At 62.6% G+C, this 15,920-nt stretch carries 17 protein-coding genes; 1 reads left to right on the top strand and 16 read right to left on the bottom strand.

Annotation, left to right across the window (positions count from 1 at the left end; translation table 11 throughout):
• Positions 1–8 precede the first annotated feature (8 nt).
• The 10 genes from rplV to F7R19_RS12760 form a co-directional block, all read right to left on the bottom strand.
• Positions 9–338: a 50S ribosomal protein L22 gene (rplV, locus tag F7R19_RS12805; protein ID WP_061956552.1), complete on the bottom strand. Its 330-nt coding sequence runs from the start codon at positions 336–338 to the stop codon at positions 9–11.
• A 9-nt stretch (positions 339–347) separates the two neighbouring features.
• Entirely contained in the window at positions 348–623 is a 276-nt protein-coding gene (gene rpsS, locus F7R19_RS12800; RefSeq protein ID WP_061956553.1) for a 30S ribosomal protein S19, read from the bottom strand.
• A 22-nt stretch (positions 624–645) separates the two neighbouring features.
• Complete coding sequence (gene rplB, locus F7R19_RS12795) at positions 646–1,476, bottom strand: 50S ribosomal protein L2 (protein WP_061956555.1); 831 nt, start codon at positions 1,474–1,476, stop codon at positions 646–648.
• A 2-nt stretch (positions 1,477–1,478) separates the two neighbouring features.
• Complete coding sequence (gene rplW, locus F7R19_RS12790) at positions 1,479–1,793, bottom strand: 50S ribosomal protein L23 (protein ID WP_061956557.1); 315 nt, start codon at positions 1,791–1,793, stop codon at positions 1,479–1,481.
• The gene (gene rplD / locus F7R19_RS12785) at positions 1,790–2,410 is read right to left on the bottom strand and encodes a 50S ribosomal protein L4 (RefSeq protein WP_061956559.1); all 621 of its coding nucleotides are present in this window, start codon (positions 2,408–2,410) and stop codon (positions 1,790–1,792) included. Before rplD ends, rplW begins: the two co-directional genes overlap by 4 nt.
• Positions 2,411–2,422: 12 nt before the next feature.
• Positions 2,423–3,067 (bottom strand): 50S ribosomal protein L3, encoded by a 645-nt coding sequence (gene rplC, locus F7R19_RS12780; RefSeq protein WP_008642922.1) that lies wholly within the window; start codon positions 3,065–3,067, stop codon positions 2,423–2,425.
• Positions 3,068–3,335: 268 nt separating this feature from the next.
• A complete protein-coding gene (locus F7R19_RS12775; RefSeq protein WP_150980909.1) occupies positions 3,336–3,836 on the bottom strand; it encodes a flavin reductase family protein in 501 nt (166 codons plus the stop codon).
• Between the two features lie 18 nt (positions 3,837–3,854).
• Positions 3,855–5,096 carry a styrene monooxygenase/indole monooxygenase family protein gene (locus tag F7R19_RS12770; protein ID WP_150980908.1) on the bottom strand — a complete coding sequence of 414 codons (1,242 nt, stop codon included), beginning with the start codon at positions 5,094–5,096 and terminating at the stop codon, positions 3,855–3,857.
• 33 nt (positions 5,097–5,129) lie between these two features.
• Complete coding sequence (locus tag F7R19_RS12765; RefSeq protein ID WP_150980907.1) at positions 5,130–5,918, bottom strand: SDR family oxidoreductase; 789 nt, start codon at positions 5,916–5,918, stop codon at positions 5,130–5,132.
• 73 nt (positions 5,919–5,991) lie between these two features.
• Positions 5,992–7,218, bottom strand: coding sequence for a dienelactone hydrolase family protein (locus F7R19_RS12760; protein ID WP_150980906.1), 1,227 nt, complete (start codon positions 7,216–7,218; stop codon positions 5,992–5,994).
• 308 nt (positions 7,219–7,526) lie between these two features.
• Here F7R19_RS12760 and F7R19_RS12755 point away from each other — a divergent pair, with 308 nt between their 5' ends.
• Complete coding sequence (locus F7R19_RS12755; protein WP_150980905.1) at positions 7,527–8,540, top strand: AraC family transcriptional regulator; 1,014 nt, start codon at positions 7,527–7,529, stop codon at positions 8,538–8,540.
• A 110-nt stretch (positions 8,541–8,650) separates the two neighbouring features.
• On the opposite strand, the gene rpsJ is transcribed toward F7R19_RS12755, so the two are convergent.
• The 6 genes from rpsJ to recQ all read right to left on the bottom strand — a co-directional run bounded on the left by rpsJ (position 8,651) and on the right by recQ (position 15,727).
• Positions 8,651–8,959, bottom strand: a complete 309-nt coding sequence (rpsJ, locus tag F7R19_RS12750) for a 30S ribosomal protein S10 (protein WP_006160488.1) — start codon at positions 8,957–8,959, stop codon at positions 8,651–8,653.
• Positions 8,960–9,038: 79 nt separating this feature from the next.
• A complete protein-coding gene (tuf, locus tag F7R19_RS12745; RefSeq protein WP_061956567.1) occupies positions 9,039–10,229 on the bottom strand; it encodes an elongation factor Tu in 1,191 nt (396 codons plus the stop codon).
• Positions 10,230–10,307: 78 nt separating this feature from the next.
• The gene (fusA, locus tag F7R19_RS12740) at positions 10,308–12,416 is read right to left on the bottom strand and encodes an elongation factor G (RefSeq protein ID WP_061956569.1); all 2,109 of its coding nucleotides are present in this window, start codon (positions 12,414–12,416) and stop codon (positions 10,308–10,310) included.
• Between the two features lie 118 nt (positions 12,417–12,534).
• The gene (gene rpsG / locus F7R19_RS12735; protein WP_008649176.1) at positions 12,535–13,005 is read right to left on the bottom strand and encodes a 30S ribosomal protein S7; all 471 of its coding nucleotides are present in this window, start codon (positions 13,003–13,005) and stop codon (positions 12,535–12,537) included.
• 195 nt (positions 13,006–13,200) lie between these two features.
• Positions 13,201–13,578: a 30S ribosomal protein S12 gene (gene rpsL, locus F7R19_RS12730; RefSeq protein ID WP_010810460.1), complete on the bottom strand. Its 378-nt coding sequence runs from the start codon at positions 13,576–13,578 to the stop codon at positions 13,201–13,203.
• 301 nt (positions 13,579–13,879) lie between these two features.
• Complete coding sequence (gene recQ / locus F7R19_RS12725; RefSeq protein WP_150980904.1) at positions 13,880–15,727, bottom strand: DNA helicase RecQ; 1,848 nt, start codon at positions 15,725–15,727, stop codon at positions 13,880–13,882.
• Positions 15,728–15,920: the final 193 nt, after the last annotated feature.

Raw genomic sequence — 15,920 nt, 5'->3', positions numbered from 1 at the left:
GTGACTCCTTAGTTGCCGAGCGTCACAGTGATGTGACAGGTTTGTTTCTCGATGCGGTTGCCGCGGCCCTTCGCCCGTGCGGTGAAGCGCTTGAGCGAGGTTGCCTTGTCGACGTAGATCGATTTGACCTTCAGCTCGTCAATGTCGGCGCCTTCGTTGTGCTCGGCGTTGGCGATGGCCGATTCGACCACCTTCTTCACGATCCCGGCAGCCTTCTTCGGGCTGAACGCCAGGATGTTGAGCGCACGCTCAATCGGCAGACCGCGGATCTGGTCAGCGACCAGACGCGTTTTCTGGGCGGAGATGCGGGCACCGCGATGAATCGCTTTCACTTCCATGATGGCACCTTACCTCTTCGCTTTCTTGTCAGCCGCGTGGCCCTTGAACGTGCGAGTGATCGCAAATTCGCCGAGCTTGTGGCCAACCATGTTTTCCGTCACGTACACCGGCACGTGTTGACGGCCGTTGTGAACGGCGATCGTCAGGCCGATGAAATCAGGCATGATCGTCGAACGGCGCGACCATGTCTTGATGGGCTTCTTGTCCTTGCCGCCTACGGCCGCTTCCACCTTTTTCAGCAGGTGGTCGTCGCAGAACGGACCCTTTTTTGCGGAACGAGTCATATCTTTAGCTCCTACCTACCGATTAGCGCTTGTGGCGGCGCTGGACGATCATGCTGTCCGTGCGCTTGTTGCTGCGGGTACGGTAACCCTTGGTCGGGGTACCCCACGGCGATACAGGATCGCGACCGGCAGCGGTCTTGCCTTCACCACCACCGTGCGGGTGATCCACCGGGTTCATCACCACGCCGCGAACGGTCGGGCGAATACCGCGCCAGCGCGTTGCACCGGCCTTGCCGATCACGCGCAGGCTGTGCTCTTCGTTGCCCACTTCACCGATGGTGGCGCGGCATTCGATATGCACGCGACGCACTTCACCGGAACGCAGACGCACTTGAGCGTACAGGCCTTCACGGGCCAGCAGCACGGCGGAACCACCAGCAGCACGCGCGATCTGCGCGCCCTTGCCCGGCAGCATTTCCACGTTGTTGATCGTGGTACCGACCGGAATGTTGCGGATCGGCAGGTTGTTACCAGCCTTGATCGGCGCTTCCGAGCCGTTCATCAGGGCCTGGCCGGCTACCATGCCCTTGGTGGCGATGATGTAGCGGCGCTCGCCGTCGGCGAACAGCACCAGCGCGATATTCGCGCTGCGGTTCGGATCGTATTCCAGGCGCTCGACCTTGGCGGGGATGCCGTCCTTGTCGTTGCGCTTGAAGTCGACCACACGGTAGTGGTGCTTATGACCACCGCCCTTGTGACGGGTGGTGATGTGGCCATTGTTGTTACGGCCCGACTTCTGGAATTGCTTTTCCAGCAGCGGAGCATGCGGGGCACCCTTGTGCAGGTCGCGGTTAACGACCTTCACCATCGAGCGACGGCCCGGGGAAGTCGGCTTGGTCTTGACGAGTGCCATGATTACTTGGCCTCCGCTTCAAAATTGATTTCCTGACCCGGCTTCAGCGCCACGTAAGCCTTCTTCACGTGGTTGCGACGGCCCATGAAACGGCCGAAGCGCTTTTGCTTGCCCTTCTGGTTCAGGATCTGAACGGACTGCACCTCGACCTTGAACAGCAGTTCGACGGCGGCCTTCACTTCTGCCTTGTTGGCGTCGCGAGCCACTTCGAACACAACCTGTTCATTCTTGTCGGCGACCAGGGTTGCCTTTTCGGAAACCACCGGCGCGAGCAGCACCTGCATCAAACGATGATCGTTCTTGGCTACTTGCGTCATTTCAGCAACTCCTCGATCTGCGCGACTGCTGCCTTCGTCACCAGCACCTTCTTGTAGTGCACGAGCGACAGGGGATCAGCGTGACGCGGCTCCACGACTGCCACGTTCGGCAGGTTGCGCGAAGCCAGGTAGAGGTTCTCGTCGAGGCTGTCGGTAATGATCAGCACCGAGTCCAGGCCCATGGCCTTGAACTTGTCGGCCAGCAGCTTGGTCTTGGGTGCGTCGACAGCGAAACCGTCCACCACATTGATACGACCTTCACGTGCGAGCTGCGAGTAAATCGAGCGCATACCGGCACGGAACATCTTCTTGTTGACCTTCTGGCTGAAGTTCTCTTCCGGCGAATTCGGGAAGATGCGGCCACCGCCACGCCACAGCGGCGACGACGACATACCGGCACGAGCACGGCCCGTACCCTTCTGGCGCCACGGCTTCTTGGTCGTGTGCTTGACCTCTTCGCGGTCTTTCTGCTTGCGGTTACCGCTACGTGCGTTGGCCTGGTAGGCCACGACGATCTGGTGAACCAGCGCTTCGTTGTAGTCACGGCCGAACACTTCGGGCGAGGCTGCAACGCCGGCGCCGATTTGACCGTTGTCCTGGAGGAGCTTGAGTTCCATTACATGCGCTCCTTAAGCTTTGGCCTTGACGGCCGGGGTCACGATGACCTTGCCGCCCTTGGAACCGGGGATGGCGCCCTTGACCAGCAGCAGCTTGCGCTCTGCGTCGATCTTGGCGATCTCGAGGTTTTGAACGGTACGGGTGACATCACCGAGGTGACCCGTCATGCGCTTGCCAGGGAACACGCGACCCGGATCCTGCGCCATACCGATGGAACCCGGCACATTGTGCGAACGCGAGTTACCGTGGGTGGCACGACCCGAAGCGAAGTGGTAGCGCTTGATGGTACCGGCGTAGCCCTTACCGATGCTCACGCCCTGCACGTCGATCTTCTGGCCAACCTGGAACAGGTCAACGGACAGCGAGCTGCCAGCTTGCAGCTCGGCAGCCTTGGCTGCATCGATGCGGAATTCTTTGATGACTTCGCCAGCTTCCACACCGGCTTTGGCGAGGTGACCCGCCAGCGGCTTGGTAACGCGGCTTGCGCGTCGGCTGCCGAAGGTGACTTGAACCGCGGTATAACCGTCGGTCTCGTCCGTCTTGATTTGCGTCACGCGGTTGTCGCCGACCTCGACCACGGTAACGGGAATCGAATCACCGTCGTCCGTGAAAATACGGGTCATGCCAACCTTGCGACCTACAAGGCCAAGGCTCATGGTTTGCTCCATTCCCAGCTGCGATTGGCCGGGGCTGATTGATACACGAAAACTGTGTGAGTGCGGGTGCGCGAAAAGGATTGCGCATGACCAAAACGGTCCCCACTACCCGGAGAAACGGGTAGCCTTACACTATAACTCAGTCATTTGGAAAGGGCAAGTTGGTCTGCTGAATACTGTTGCAGGCGTGGGCCGTTGCCACAGAATTCGACGAAATTGCGACGAAAAGTCGACTCGCCGCGGCTCGATCCCAGCCGATGCCGCGCTCTCAGGCAGCCAGACGGGCGAACGCGCCGCCGTAGAACACCAGTGGATCGCCTTCCGACGCGGCGATTTCGCGCACGGATCCCACGATCAGCAGGTGATCGCCGACCGGCTCAGCCTGCACCACGGCGCATGCCAGCGTGGCGAGCGCCTCCTGCAGATACGGCACGCCGGCCGGACACCGCCAATGCGCGACGCCAGCGAACTTGTCGGGCAAGGGCTGCGCGAACCTGCGCGCCAGGTCGTCGTGACCGGCGCGCAGGATGCTGACGCCGAATGGCGCGCCCACCGTGAACAAACCCGCATTGGGTGAGCGCCGGGCGAGGTCCCACACGATCAGCGGCGGCTCCAGCGAAACTGATCCAAACGAATTGACGGTCAGCCCCACCGCCTGGTTTTGCTTCGTACGTGCGCCAATGATGGCAACGCCCGTCGCGAATCGCCCACATACGCGCCGCAGGCTGGCGGGATCCGGCGCGAGCGCCGATGTCGAAACTGTATCCATGTCCGATGCCTCGCGCATTCAGGCGGCCTTCGCCGTCTGTTCGCCGATCAATTGCCGGCAGGCCGCGGGATCGCTCCACCACGGAAAGAAGTCGGGCGGGTTGTCGAAGCCGTTGGCAATGCGGCTGGCCAGCGCATCGGATGCGCCTGCGGCACCGAGCAGTTCCAGGATATGGGCGGGCGGCGGCGTCAGCAGCGAGTTGGTCCAGTTGACTACGGCGCTGGCGTATTGCCAGTAACGCTCGAACGTCGCATGCATCCAGTCGGCATCGAACGGGGCACCTTCGCTGGCGAGGATGCTGTCGAGATAGACCTTGCAGCATTTCGCCGCGTTGTTCGACCCTTGCCCCGTGATGGGGTCGTTCACGACCACTGCGTCGGCCATACCGAAGACCAGTCGTCCGGAAGGCAACGTCAGCACCGGCTTGCGCACGGTCGGCGCAAATCGACCGGACAGGACGCCGTTGGCGTCGGTCAACGACACGTCTTCGCAACGCTCTGCCTCCCACGGCAGATACGTACGCAAGATGCGCAGGCTCTCCTGCAGGTGGGCTTCGGGCGTACGCGCCTCGGCCCAGCGGTCCATGGGGCCGCCGGGAATGCCTTCGAACACCATGATTTCGCATGGTCCCGACAGCGTGAGCGCTGGGAAGACGAAGTACTCGCCGACACCGGGGATGAGATTGAAACAAACGCGCGAGAACGGCTGGCGCGGCGTCATGCCCGTCACGTAGGTAAGCGCCAGCGCACGCTGCGGCGCGGCGAACGGGCTACGGTCGGCATCGCGCTCAAAACGACTGACGATTTCACCCTTGCCGGCCGCAAGCAGCACGAGATCATGCTCGACAGTCAATGCCTCCAGTTCGTCCAGGCCCACATCGACAATGCGCAAGTCTCCGCCGCGCGCGACAAAGGCGTCCATCCACGCCGGCATTTTCAGTCGCTGATCCACGGCCTGCGCGGGGCGATGCAGCCGCGCGGCCCAATCGATCACCTTCGCGCCCGGTTGCTCCGGATGCGGAATGGCCAGCCCGATGCCCTCCACCGACGGGCAGCTGTCTTCCCACCAGTTCAAACCCAGTTCCCGCTCAGTCTGCAAGGCTCGATCGAACATGCATTGGCTGGACATCACCTTTCCGGCGCGAATCTGATCCGGCGTACGGTTGGATAGCAGCGTCACGCGGTAGCCGTTGGCCTGCAGCCCCAAGGCCATCTGCAAACCGGACTGGCCGGCGCCGACAATTGCAATACGTTGGCCCATGATTGTCTCCGTGGTCATTGTTGGAAGTCGTCCTCAACCGGCCAGCTTGCCGATGGCGGGCGCATTCTGCTCCGGCCCCATGGCGGAATATCCGCCATCCACCGCATAGTCGGCGCCGGTGACAAAACTCGCGTGATCGGAGCACAGGAACAGCACGACTTGCGCAACTTCGTCCGGCTCTCCAACGCGCCCAAGCAGATGGAACGGCGCGGCCACGGCATCGGTGCGGGCGCGATTGCCGCCGCTGACTTCGTCCATCAGCCTGCACCAGGTCCATCCGGGCGATACGGCATTGACGCGGATGCGGTCCCGCGCGAGGTCCATCGCCATGCTGCGCGTCAGCTGCGCCATCGCCGCTTTCGAAACGGGATATAGCCAGCGCCCGGTTTGCGCGACGCGCGCCGAAATGCTGGTGAAGTTGACGATCGCTCCGCCGCCGCGCGCCCGCATATGCGGATGCACTGCCTGTGCCACCATCACGCTGGACACCACGTTTACGTCGAGTGCGGCCAGCCAGTCGGCACGCGGCGATTGAAATCCGTCGTCGAGATAAGTGCAGGCCAGATTGACCAGGAAATCGATGGCACCGAAGCGCTCCGCCACGCGCTCGATCGCATCGCGGATCTGCGCGTCTTGCGTGATATCGGTATGCACGAACATCGCGTTCGATCCCAGCGATGTCGCGGCCCGCTCGCCCGCCGCGGCGTCGATGTCGAGGATCGCCACTCGGGCGCCTGCGTCCACAAATGCACGCGCCACGCCGACGCCGATCAGCGTGGCGCCTCCCGTCACAATCGCGACCTTGTCCTGCAAGCCCTTCATGGTGGTGTCTCCTCGTTGGAAATACCGGGCGGCATCAGCGTGCCGCCCGTGGTTTGCGGCCGGTTTCAGGCCATCATTTGCCTTCGCTTTCGCGCCAGCGCGGCATCAGCGTGTTCGATGGCAGTGTCTCGTCGAGCAGCTTGCGCGCGGTCTCGACGCCGGCCACCGGCAAACCCTTCGGGTCCAGCAAACCGATCTGCACCAGCACGCTGGCCTGGTCCCAGTAGATATGCTCGTGGTACAGCTTGTCGCCGCGGAACTTCACGATCGCGATCAGCGGTATTTCGACTCGCTTGCCGGTCGGCGGCACGCCGGGCAGCATCCAGTCGATCTCGCACGTATGGGTGAAGCAGAACAGCATCTCGTCGACCACCTGGTTGGCGCCGATCGTGCGCGACAGCGGAATCAGCGTGGTGTCCGGCGGATTGCTGTGGACGAAGTGATGCTGATAGAAGCGCTTGAGCTGGCGGTAGCCGACACCCCCGGTCATCGTCGGGATGTGGTTCACATAGGGTTCCCCGACCATCGTTGCCATGGTGGCATCGACATCGCGGACCGCGAATTCGTATTCGCAATGCTTGTCCCATAGCGCGGAGAAGTCGTAATGCGGGCCCATTTCTGTGCGGAATGCCGCGATCGACCGCTGATGCGCCATCAACGCCGACGCCTTGTCGAAATGCTCGCCGCCCGCCCGCGCGAATGCGTGGTCCATGCCGGCGTACACATACATCTCGATGTTGGGCCGATCTTGCAGCGCCTCGCGGATGCGCGCCTGCGCTTCGGGCGGGCAGAAGCCATCCCGCTCTGCCACATGCAGCACAAGCCGGCCGCGGATGTTGGCGGCCTCGTCCAGCGCGCGCTCGATGCCAACCCCGTAGTAGCCCACCGCGCACGCCACGTCGGGCAGCCGGCACGCGGCCAGGTAGGCAAGCTTGCCGCCCAGGCAGAATCCCAAGACACCTGTCTGGCCGACACACTCACCGCGCTCGCGCAGGGCGCGCAGCGCAGCGCCGACGTCCTGCACGCCCTTGTCCTCATCGAATTGCTGGTAAAGCTCCAGCGCACGCGGAAAATCCTTGCGTTCGTCCAGCTCGATGCCGGGCGCGATGCGCCAGAACAGGTCGGGCACCAGCACCGTGTAGCCCTCTTCGGCGTAGTAGTCCGCCACGTTGCGCATGGTCGAATTGACGCCAAAGATCTCCTGGCACAGCACGATGCCCGGGCCCTTGCCCGCCGCCGGGGTGGCGAGATATCCGGTGAAACTGCCGTCCTGGGTCTGGATCTGGATGGTCTGGCCCATGTTTTTTCTCCTGTAGGTGGTAATGGCCACCGCGTGCGTGTCAGCCCTTGCTTCCAGCATGGACGACCCGCAGCGCAGCAAACTAGCCGCCGGATGCAGCGGTTATCCAATTAGTGCAGGAAAGTGTGTCGCTGTACAAGCGGCCGTGCGGGGACGCCGACGAATCCGCTATAGTGGTGCGCAGCGATTTACCGCCACGCACCCCGCGCCAGACGGCGGATCGCCGCCGGAATCATCTGGCGCGCACGCTTGCCCGGGCGGCTTCGGGGAGGCGGCAGCGTCAGGGCCGGCCCCGCCAGGAGCGAGACATGCTGCCGATGCCCCCGACTGCCCCGCCTGCGACACCGCTGACAGAAGCGCTGCTGCGCGACACTGCGCGGCGCGTATTTGACACCGTCGATCTCGACACCACGCGAGCGCGCGTCGGGTCAGTCTTCAAACCCCATCGGCTAACCCTGCACGGCGGCTCGCTGCATGCGCGCATGCACCATGCCCCACTCGGGTCGGTGTCGTTCAATCGGCTCGCTTATGGCGGCGACGTGACGATCGACCCCGGGCCGCTCGGCGATTTCCTCCTCGTGCAGATGCCGATGGCGGGTCAGGCCGATATCCGTTGCGGCAGCCAGCACGTTGTTTCGGATGCGGCGCTGGCATCCGTGCTCACGCCAAGCGAAGCGTTGCGGATGCGCTGGAGCGCCGACAACGACCAATTGATTGTGCGCATCGAGCGAAGCGCGCTCGAGCGAATCTGTTCCGCATATGTGGGACACAAGCCCAATCTGCCGCTGCGTTTCCGGCTCGACATGGCATGGCGAGGTACCGGCTGGCATGCACTGATGCAGTATCTGGCGCAGACGTTGGCCCACGCGCCGGAAACGATCAGTCATCCGCTGACCGCGTGCCAGCTGGAACAGTTGGTGATAGGCGCGCTGCTGACGTGCCAGCCGCACAGTCTTTCGGACAGGCTGCGCGAGAACGGCAAACCGCTGGCGCCGCGACATGTGAAGGTGGTCGAGGAACATATTCACGCGCATGCCGACGCGCCGCTGACGCCGGCGTTTCTGGCCGAGCTGGCCGGCGTGAGCCTGCGCAGCTTGTATGCGGGATTTCGCGAACATCGCGGCCTGAGCCCGATGGTTTATCTACGCACGGTGCGGCTGGAACGGGTACGGCAGGATCTGCTCAACGATCCGGCGCTCACTTCAGTGACGAGCGCAGCGTTGCGCTGGGGCTTTTCGCATCTGGGACGATTCAGCGCGGAATATCGGCGCGCGTTCGGCGAATGCCCGGCCAAGACGCTGCAAAGGCGTGGCCGCGGCTGAGGAATGCGGTTGGAGAATGCATGGCGCAACCTTGGCGCCCAAACAAAAAAGGCGAACCGAAGTTCGCCTTTTTTGCTGCATCGGACCGGACAAGCCGGCCCAAAACATCCTTACACCTTGATCTCGACGTCCACGCCGGCCGGCAGGTCGAGCTTCATCAGCGCGTCGACGGTCTTGTCCGTCGGATCGACGATGTCCATCAGGCGCTGGTGAGTGCGGATCTCGAACTGATCGCGGCTGGTCTTGTTGACGTGCGGCGAACGCAGGATATCGAAGCGCTGGATGCGGGTCGGCAGGGGCACGGGACCCTTGACGATGGCACCGGTACGCTTGGCGGTATCCACGATCTCAGCGGCCGACTGGTCGATCAGACGGTAGTCGAAAGCCTTCAGGCGGATACGGATCTTCTGGTTCTGCATGATTGTTCCTTAAAAGAGCGATGGGCGATGAGCCCGGATTATAGGGGACATGCCCGCAGGCATGCCCCAGGACGATAGCTTAGTCGAGGATCTTTGCCACAACGCCGGCGCCGACGGTACGACCGCCTTCGCGGATAGCGAAGCGCAGGCCTTCTTCCATGGCGATCGGGGCGATCAGCTTGACGGTGATCGACACGTTGTCACCCGGCATGACCATTTCCTTGTCCTTCGGCAGCTCGATCGAGCCGGTCACGTCGGTCGTACGGAAATAGAACTGCGGGCGGTAGTTGTTGAAGAACGGCGTGTGACGGCCACCTTCGTCCTTCGACAGGATGTACACCTCACCGGTGAAGTGCGTGTGCGGCTTGATCGAACCCGGCTTGCACAGCACTTGGCCGCGCTCCACGTCTTCGCGCTTCGTGCCGCGCAGCAGCAGACCCACGTTGTCGCCTGCCTGACCTTGGTCCAGCAGCTTGCGGAACATTTCCACGCCGGTGCAGGTGGTCTTGACCGTCGGGCGGATACCCACGATTTCGATTTCCTCACCGACCTTGATCACGCCACGCTCGATACGACCGGTCACCACCGTGCCGCGACCCGAGATCGAGAACACGTCTTCCACCGGCATCAGGAACGTACCGTCCACGGCGCGCTCCGGCGTCGGGATGTACGTGTCCAGCGCGTCGGCCAGGTTCATGATCGCCACTTCGCCCAGCTCGCCCTTGTCGCCTTCCAGCGCCAGCTTGGCCGAACCCTTGATGATCGGCGTGTCGTCGCCCGGGAACTCGTACTTCGACAGCAGCTCGCGCACTTCCATTTCCACCAGCTCGAGCAGCTCGGCGTCGTCCACCATGTCGCACTTGTTCAGGAACACGATGATGTAAGGCACGCCAACCTGACGGGCCAGCAGGATGTGCTCGCGCGTTTGCGGCATCGGGCCGTCAGCGGCCGAGCAAACCAGGATCGCGCCGTCCATCTGCGCGGCGCCCGTGATCATGTTCTTCACATAGTCGGCGTGGCCCGGGCAGTCAACGTGGGCGTAGTGGCGGTTGGCCGTCTCGTATTCCACGTGTGCGGTGTTGATCGTGATACCGCGTGCCTTTTCTTCCGGCGCTGCGTCGATTTCGTCGTACTTCTTCGCGGCACCACCGAACTTCGCGGCCAGCACCGTTGCAATCGCCGCCGTCAGCGTCGTCTTGCCATGGTCAACGTGACCAATCGTACCTACGTTCACGTGCGGCTTAGTCCGCTCGAACTTTTCCTTTGCCATGTTTCAGCTCCTAATGGAATGCAGTCTGATTCGATTCATTGCGCCGCCGTGCGTAACCGCACGGCGGCGGAACTTCTATTACTTGCCCTTGGCCGTCATCACGGCTTCGGCGATGTTCTTCGGTGCTTCGGCGTAGTGCTTGAATTCCATCGTGTACGTGGCGCGGCCTTGCGTGGCCGAGCGCAGCGACGTGGAATAACCGAACATTTCCGACAGCGGGACTTCGGCCTTGATGATCTTGCCGCCGCCAACCATGTCGTCCATGCCCTGCACGATGCCGCGGCGGGACGACAGGTCGCCCATCACGGTACCGGTGTAGTCTTCCGGCGTTTCCACTTCCACGGCCATCATCGGCTCGAGCAGAACCGGGCTGGCCTTGCGCATGGCTTCCTTGAAAGCCATCGAGCCGGCCATGCGGAACGCGTTTTCGTTCGAGTCCACATCGTGGTACGAACCGAATGTCAGCGTCACCTTCACGTCGACCACCGGGAAGCCCGCCAGAATGCCGGACGGCAGCGTGTCGACGATACCCTTTTCGACCGCAGGGATGTATTCGCGAGGAATCACACCGCCCTTGATGGCGTCGATGAATTCGAAGCCCTTGCCCGGCTCTTGCGGTTCCAGCGTGATCACTGCGTGACCGTACTGGCCGCGACCGCCCGACTGCTTGACGAACTTGCCTTCGACGTCTTCAGCCTTCTTGCGGATGGTTTCGCGGTAGGCCACTTGCGGCGCGCCGATGTTGGCTTCCACGCCGAATTCGCGCTTCATGCGGTCGACCAGAATTTCGAGGTGGAGCTCGCCCATGCCCGAAATGATGGTCTGGCCCGATTCTTCATCGGTACGCACGCGGAACGACGGATCTTCGGCGGCCAGGCGGTTCAGGGCGATGCCCATCTTTTCCTGGTCGGCCTTGGTCTTCGGCTCGACAGCCTGCGAGATCACCGGCTCCGGGAACACCATGCGCTCGAGCACGATCGGTGCAGCCGGATCGCACAGCGTGTCGCCCGTGGTGGCGTCCTTCAGGCCCACGGCAGCGGCGATGTCGCCGGCCAGCACTTCCTTGATTTCCTCGCGCTGGTTGGCGTGCATCTGCAGAATACGGCCCAGACGCTCCTTCTTCTGCTTCACCGGGTTGTACACGGTGTCGCCCGAATTGATCTTGCCCGAGTAGACGCGGAAGAAGATCAGCTGGCCGACGAACGGGTCGGTCATGATCTTGAACGCCAGCGCCGAGAACTTCTCGTTGTCGTCGGCCTTGCGCTCGAGCTTCTTCTCGTCGTCGCGCTCGTCCACGCCCTTGACCGGCGGAATATCGACCGGCGACGGCAGGAAATCGATCACGGCGTCGAGCATACGCTGCACGCCCTTGTTCTTGAACGCGGTGCCGCACAGCATCGGCTGGATTTCGCAGGCGATGGTACGGTCACGCAGCGCCTTCACGATCTCGGCGCGGGTCAGCTCTTCGCCGCCCAGGTACTTTTCCATCAGCTCTTCGCTGGCTTCGGCGGCAGACTCGACCATTTTCTCGCGCCATTCGTCAGCGGTAGCCTGCAGTTCGGCCGGGATGTCCTGGTACTCGAACTTCACGCCCTGGCTGGCTTCGTCCCAGATGATCGCCTTCATTTCCAGCAAATCGACGACGCCCTGGAAGCCGTCTTCAGCGCCGATCGGCACCACCACGGGCACCGGGTTGGCCTTCAGGCGGGTCTTCAGCTGGTCGTAGACCTTGAAGAAGTTCGCGCCGGTACGGTCCATCTTGTTGACGAACGCCAGACGCGGCACGCCGTACTTGTTGGCCTGACGCCAAACGGTTTCCGACTGCGGCTGCACGCCACCCACTGCGCAGTAGACCATGCATGCGCCGTCCAGCACGCGCATGGAACGCTCCACCTCGATGGTGAAGTCCACGTGGCCCGGGGTGTCGATGATGTTGAAGCGGTGCTCGGGGTAGTTGCCGCCCATGCCCTTCCAGAAGGCGGTGGTAGCAGCGGAGGTGATCGTGATGCCACGCTCCTGCTCCTGCTCCATCCAGTCCATGGTGGCCGCGCCATCATGCACTTCACCGATCTTGTGGTTCACACCGGTGTAGAACAGGATCCGCTCGGTCGTGGTGGTTTTACCCGCGTCAATGTGAGCCGAAATACCGATATTGCGGTAGCGCTCAATGGGAGTCTTACGAGCCACTTTAATCCTCTATTCGTCCATGAGGCGCAGAAATCTCATCGTCTGCGCCCCTAACACAAACGGGCGAGATGTGTGAAAACACAGCCCGCCCGGCAACCAACAGCGTTTTTCGCGCGCCTTAGAAGCGGAAGTGCGAGAACGCCTTGTTGGCTTCGGCCATGCGGTGCACTTCGTCGCGCTTCTTCATCGCGCCGCCGCGGCCTTCTGCAGCTTCCAGCAGCTCACCTGCCAAGCGCAGCGCCATCGACTTCTCGCTGCGTTTTTTCGCGGCCTCGCGCAGCCAACGCATCGCCAATGCCAAACGACGCGACGGACGGACTTCGACCGGAACCTGATAGTTGGCGCCGCCCACGCGACGGCTCTTCACTTCCACCACCGGCTTCACGTTGTTGATCGCAACGGAAAACACTTCGATGGGGGCCTTGCCTGCCTTCTTTTCGATCTGGTCGAACGCGCCGTAGACGATACGTTCGGCAACCGACTTCTTGCCGTCCAGCATCAGCACGTTCATGAACTTGGCAACTTCAACATTGCCGAACTTCGGATCAGGCAAAACTTCCCGCTTGGGGACTTCACGACGACGTGGCATCTTTCTTCCTTTAGATTCAGTTGAGAGACGGTCTGAATATTTCCGCTCTCCGGCCACCAACTAGCTTGCTTTCGGCAAATTCGCCGGGTGACCACTTACTCGACGGCACGGCGCAAAAAACGCTCCGTTGTACCGCCGCCTGGTGACAACGCCATGACTTGCGCCACGGGTGTCTGTATGACTTGCGCGAAAAGCTTAGGCAGCCTTCGGACGCTTTGCACCGTACTTCGAACGGGCCTGCTTGCGGTCCTTCACGCCTTGCAGATCCAGCGAACCACGGACGATGTGGTAGCGCACACCCGGCAGATCCTTTACACGGCCGCCGCGGATCAGCACGACCGAGTGTTCCTGCAGGTTGTGGCCTTCACCGCCGATGTACGAAATGACTTCGAAACCGTTGGTCAGGCGCACCTTGGCGACCTTACGCAGTGCCGAGTTCGGCTTCTTAGGCGTCGTGGTGTACACACGGGTGCACACGCCGCGACGCTGCGGGCAGTTCTCAAGTGCCGGGCTCTTGCTCTTGACGACTTCAGAGACGCGCGGCTTGCGAACCAGTTGGTTGATAGTTGGCATTGTTCAATCCAGCTTGGTTTTTACAAAAACACCCCTCGCCAGTGCTGGCAAAGAGGCAACTACGGGTTTTGGACGGGAAAGGTGAGCGAACGCTCTGAAGGAAGGGCTGCGAAGTAACAGACTTGCCAAAGAGCGCGAGCTCGCCGGGATCCCGCTGCTGCCATCCTGTTTGCGGATCGAAAACCACAAATCCGACGGGCGAGCGAAATCCGAAGCCAAAAACTCGAATCTGGCACTCTAGCAGTGGTGTGCAGAATGGTCAAGGGGTATACGCGACGTATACCCCCGGGCCGCGCCGCGGTCACACCTGGCGCAGCGTCTCCAGGATTTCGTCGCCGTAGCGCTCCAGCTTCGAGGCGCCAATCCCGGGGATCTCGGCCAGTTCATCGAGCGATTCGGGGGCGCAGCGCGCAAGTTCGGCCAGCGTGGCATCGTGGAAGATGACGTAGGCCGGCACGCCGTGCTCCTTGGCTGTCGCGGTACGCCATTTGCGCAGCGCGTCCCAGTTGGCCAGCGTTTCGCCGTCCATCGCCGCCGTGTGGTCGGTCCGTGCGCCGCGCGCTGAGCGGTCGCCGGACTTGCCGGGCTTGCTGGCCTGCCGCCGCAGCGTGATCGACTGCTCGCCCTTGAGCACCGCGCGCGCCGATTCGCCGAGCAGCAACGCGCCATGCCCGCCGTGGTCGATCATCAACAGCCCGTGCGCGATCAGCTGGCGGAAAACTGCATGCCATTCAGCGCTCGAGCGGTCCTTGCCGATGCCGAAGGTCGACACCTTGTCGTGCCCCCACTGCTTGATCTTTTCAGTGGCATTGCCGCGCAGCACGTCGATCAGATGGGTCGCACCAAAATGTACGCGGCTGGCCTGCGCGGTGCGGTACACGCAGGACAGCGCCATCTGCGCTTCGCGCGTTCCATCCCAGGTGGCGGGCGGCTCCAGGCAGGTGTCGCAATTGCCGCAGGGCTGCGCCGCTTCCTCGAAATAGGCGAGGATCCGCACGCGCCGGCAGCCGGGAGTTTCGCACAAACCCAGCAGCGCATCGAGCTTGGCCGACGACACCCGCTTGTGGGCGTCGTCAGCCTCGGATTCGTCTATCATGCGCTTTTGCTGCACCACATCGCCAAGACCATAGGCCATCCAGGCATTGGCGGGAAGCCCGTCGCGGCCGGCGCGGCCGGTTTCCTGGTAATAGCCTTCCATGCTCTTTGGCAGGTCGAGGTGGGCGACGAAACGGACGTCCGGCTTGTCGATCCCCATGCCGAAGGCGATCGTCGCCACCATCACGATGCCTTCTTCCTCGCGGAACCGGGCCTGGTTTTGCTGGCGTACCTGCGCATCCATGCCGGCGTGATACGCCAGCGCCTTGATGCCGTGGCCAGCGAGCCATGCCGCCGTGTCCTCCACCTTCTTGCGCGACAGACAGTAGACGATGCCGCTGTCGTGACCGCCATCGCCATTCATGTGCTCTGCCTGGATGAAGGCAAGCAGTTGCTGGCGCGCGTTGTCCTTTTCGACAATGCGATAGCGGATGTTCGGGCGATCGAAGCTCGAGATAAAGACGCGCGCATCGTCCAGCGCCAGCCGCTCGACGATCTCGTTGCGGGTCAGCGCATCGGCGGTTGCCGTCAGCGCGATGCGCGGGACGCGCGGAAAGCGCTCGTGCAATACCGAGAGCTGGATATATTCCGGGCGGAAGTCATGCCCCCATTGCGACACGCAGTGGGCTTCGTCGATGGCGAACAGGCCGACCTGCGTGCGCTCGAGCAGGTCCAGAAAGCGCGGGGTCATCAGCCGCTCGGGCGCGACGTAGAGAATCTCGAGACGGCCAGCCAGCAGGTCGCGCTCGACCGCCGATGCTTCGCTGCTGGAAAGCGTGGAGTTGAGCACCGCGGCGCGCACGCCAGCCTCGGTCAGCGCCGCCACCTGATCCTGCATCAGCGCGATCAGCGGCGACACCACGATACCTACGCCATGGCCGGCCTGCTGGCGCAGTAGCGCGGGGATCTGGTAGCAGAGCGACTTGCCGCCGCCGGTGGGCATGAGCACCAGGCAATCGCCGCCATCGGCCACATGGTCGATGATTTCCGCCTGGCGCCCACGAAACGCGTGGTAGCCAAATACTTCCTTGAGGATCGCCAGGGCGCGCGACATAAGACAGCGGTAATCGGAAAGCCGGGAAAGGCGTAACCATACCACTGCGCGCAGCGGGAAAACTGTCTCGATCCGTGCCGATGTGGCACGCAAGCCAAAAGACGGCGAAAACATGCGGCGCATGGGCGCGCTTTCGGCGTGGCCGTTCGGTTACGCTACCTCGGCGGCCGTGGTCACGCCGCGCGCCGGGCTG

The organism is Cupriavidus pauculus, assembly GCF_008801835.1.
GTDB classification, from domain to species: domain Bacteria; phylum Pseudomonadota; class Gammaproteobacteria; order Burkholderiales; family Burkholderiaceae; genus Cupriavidus; species Cupriavidus pauculus.
This window is presented reverse-complemented; position numbering and strand designations above follow the sequence as displayed.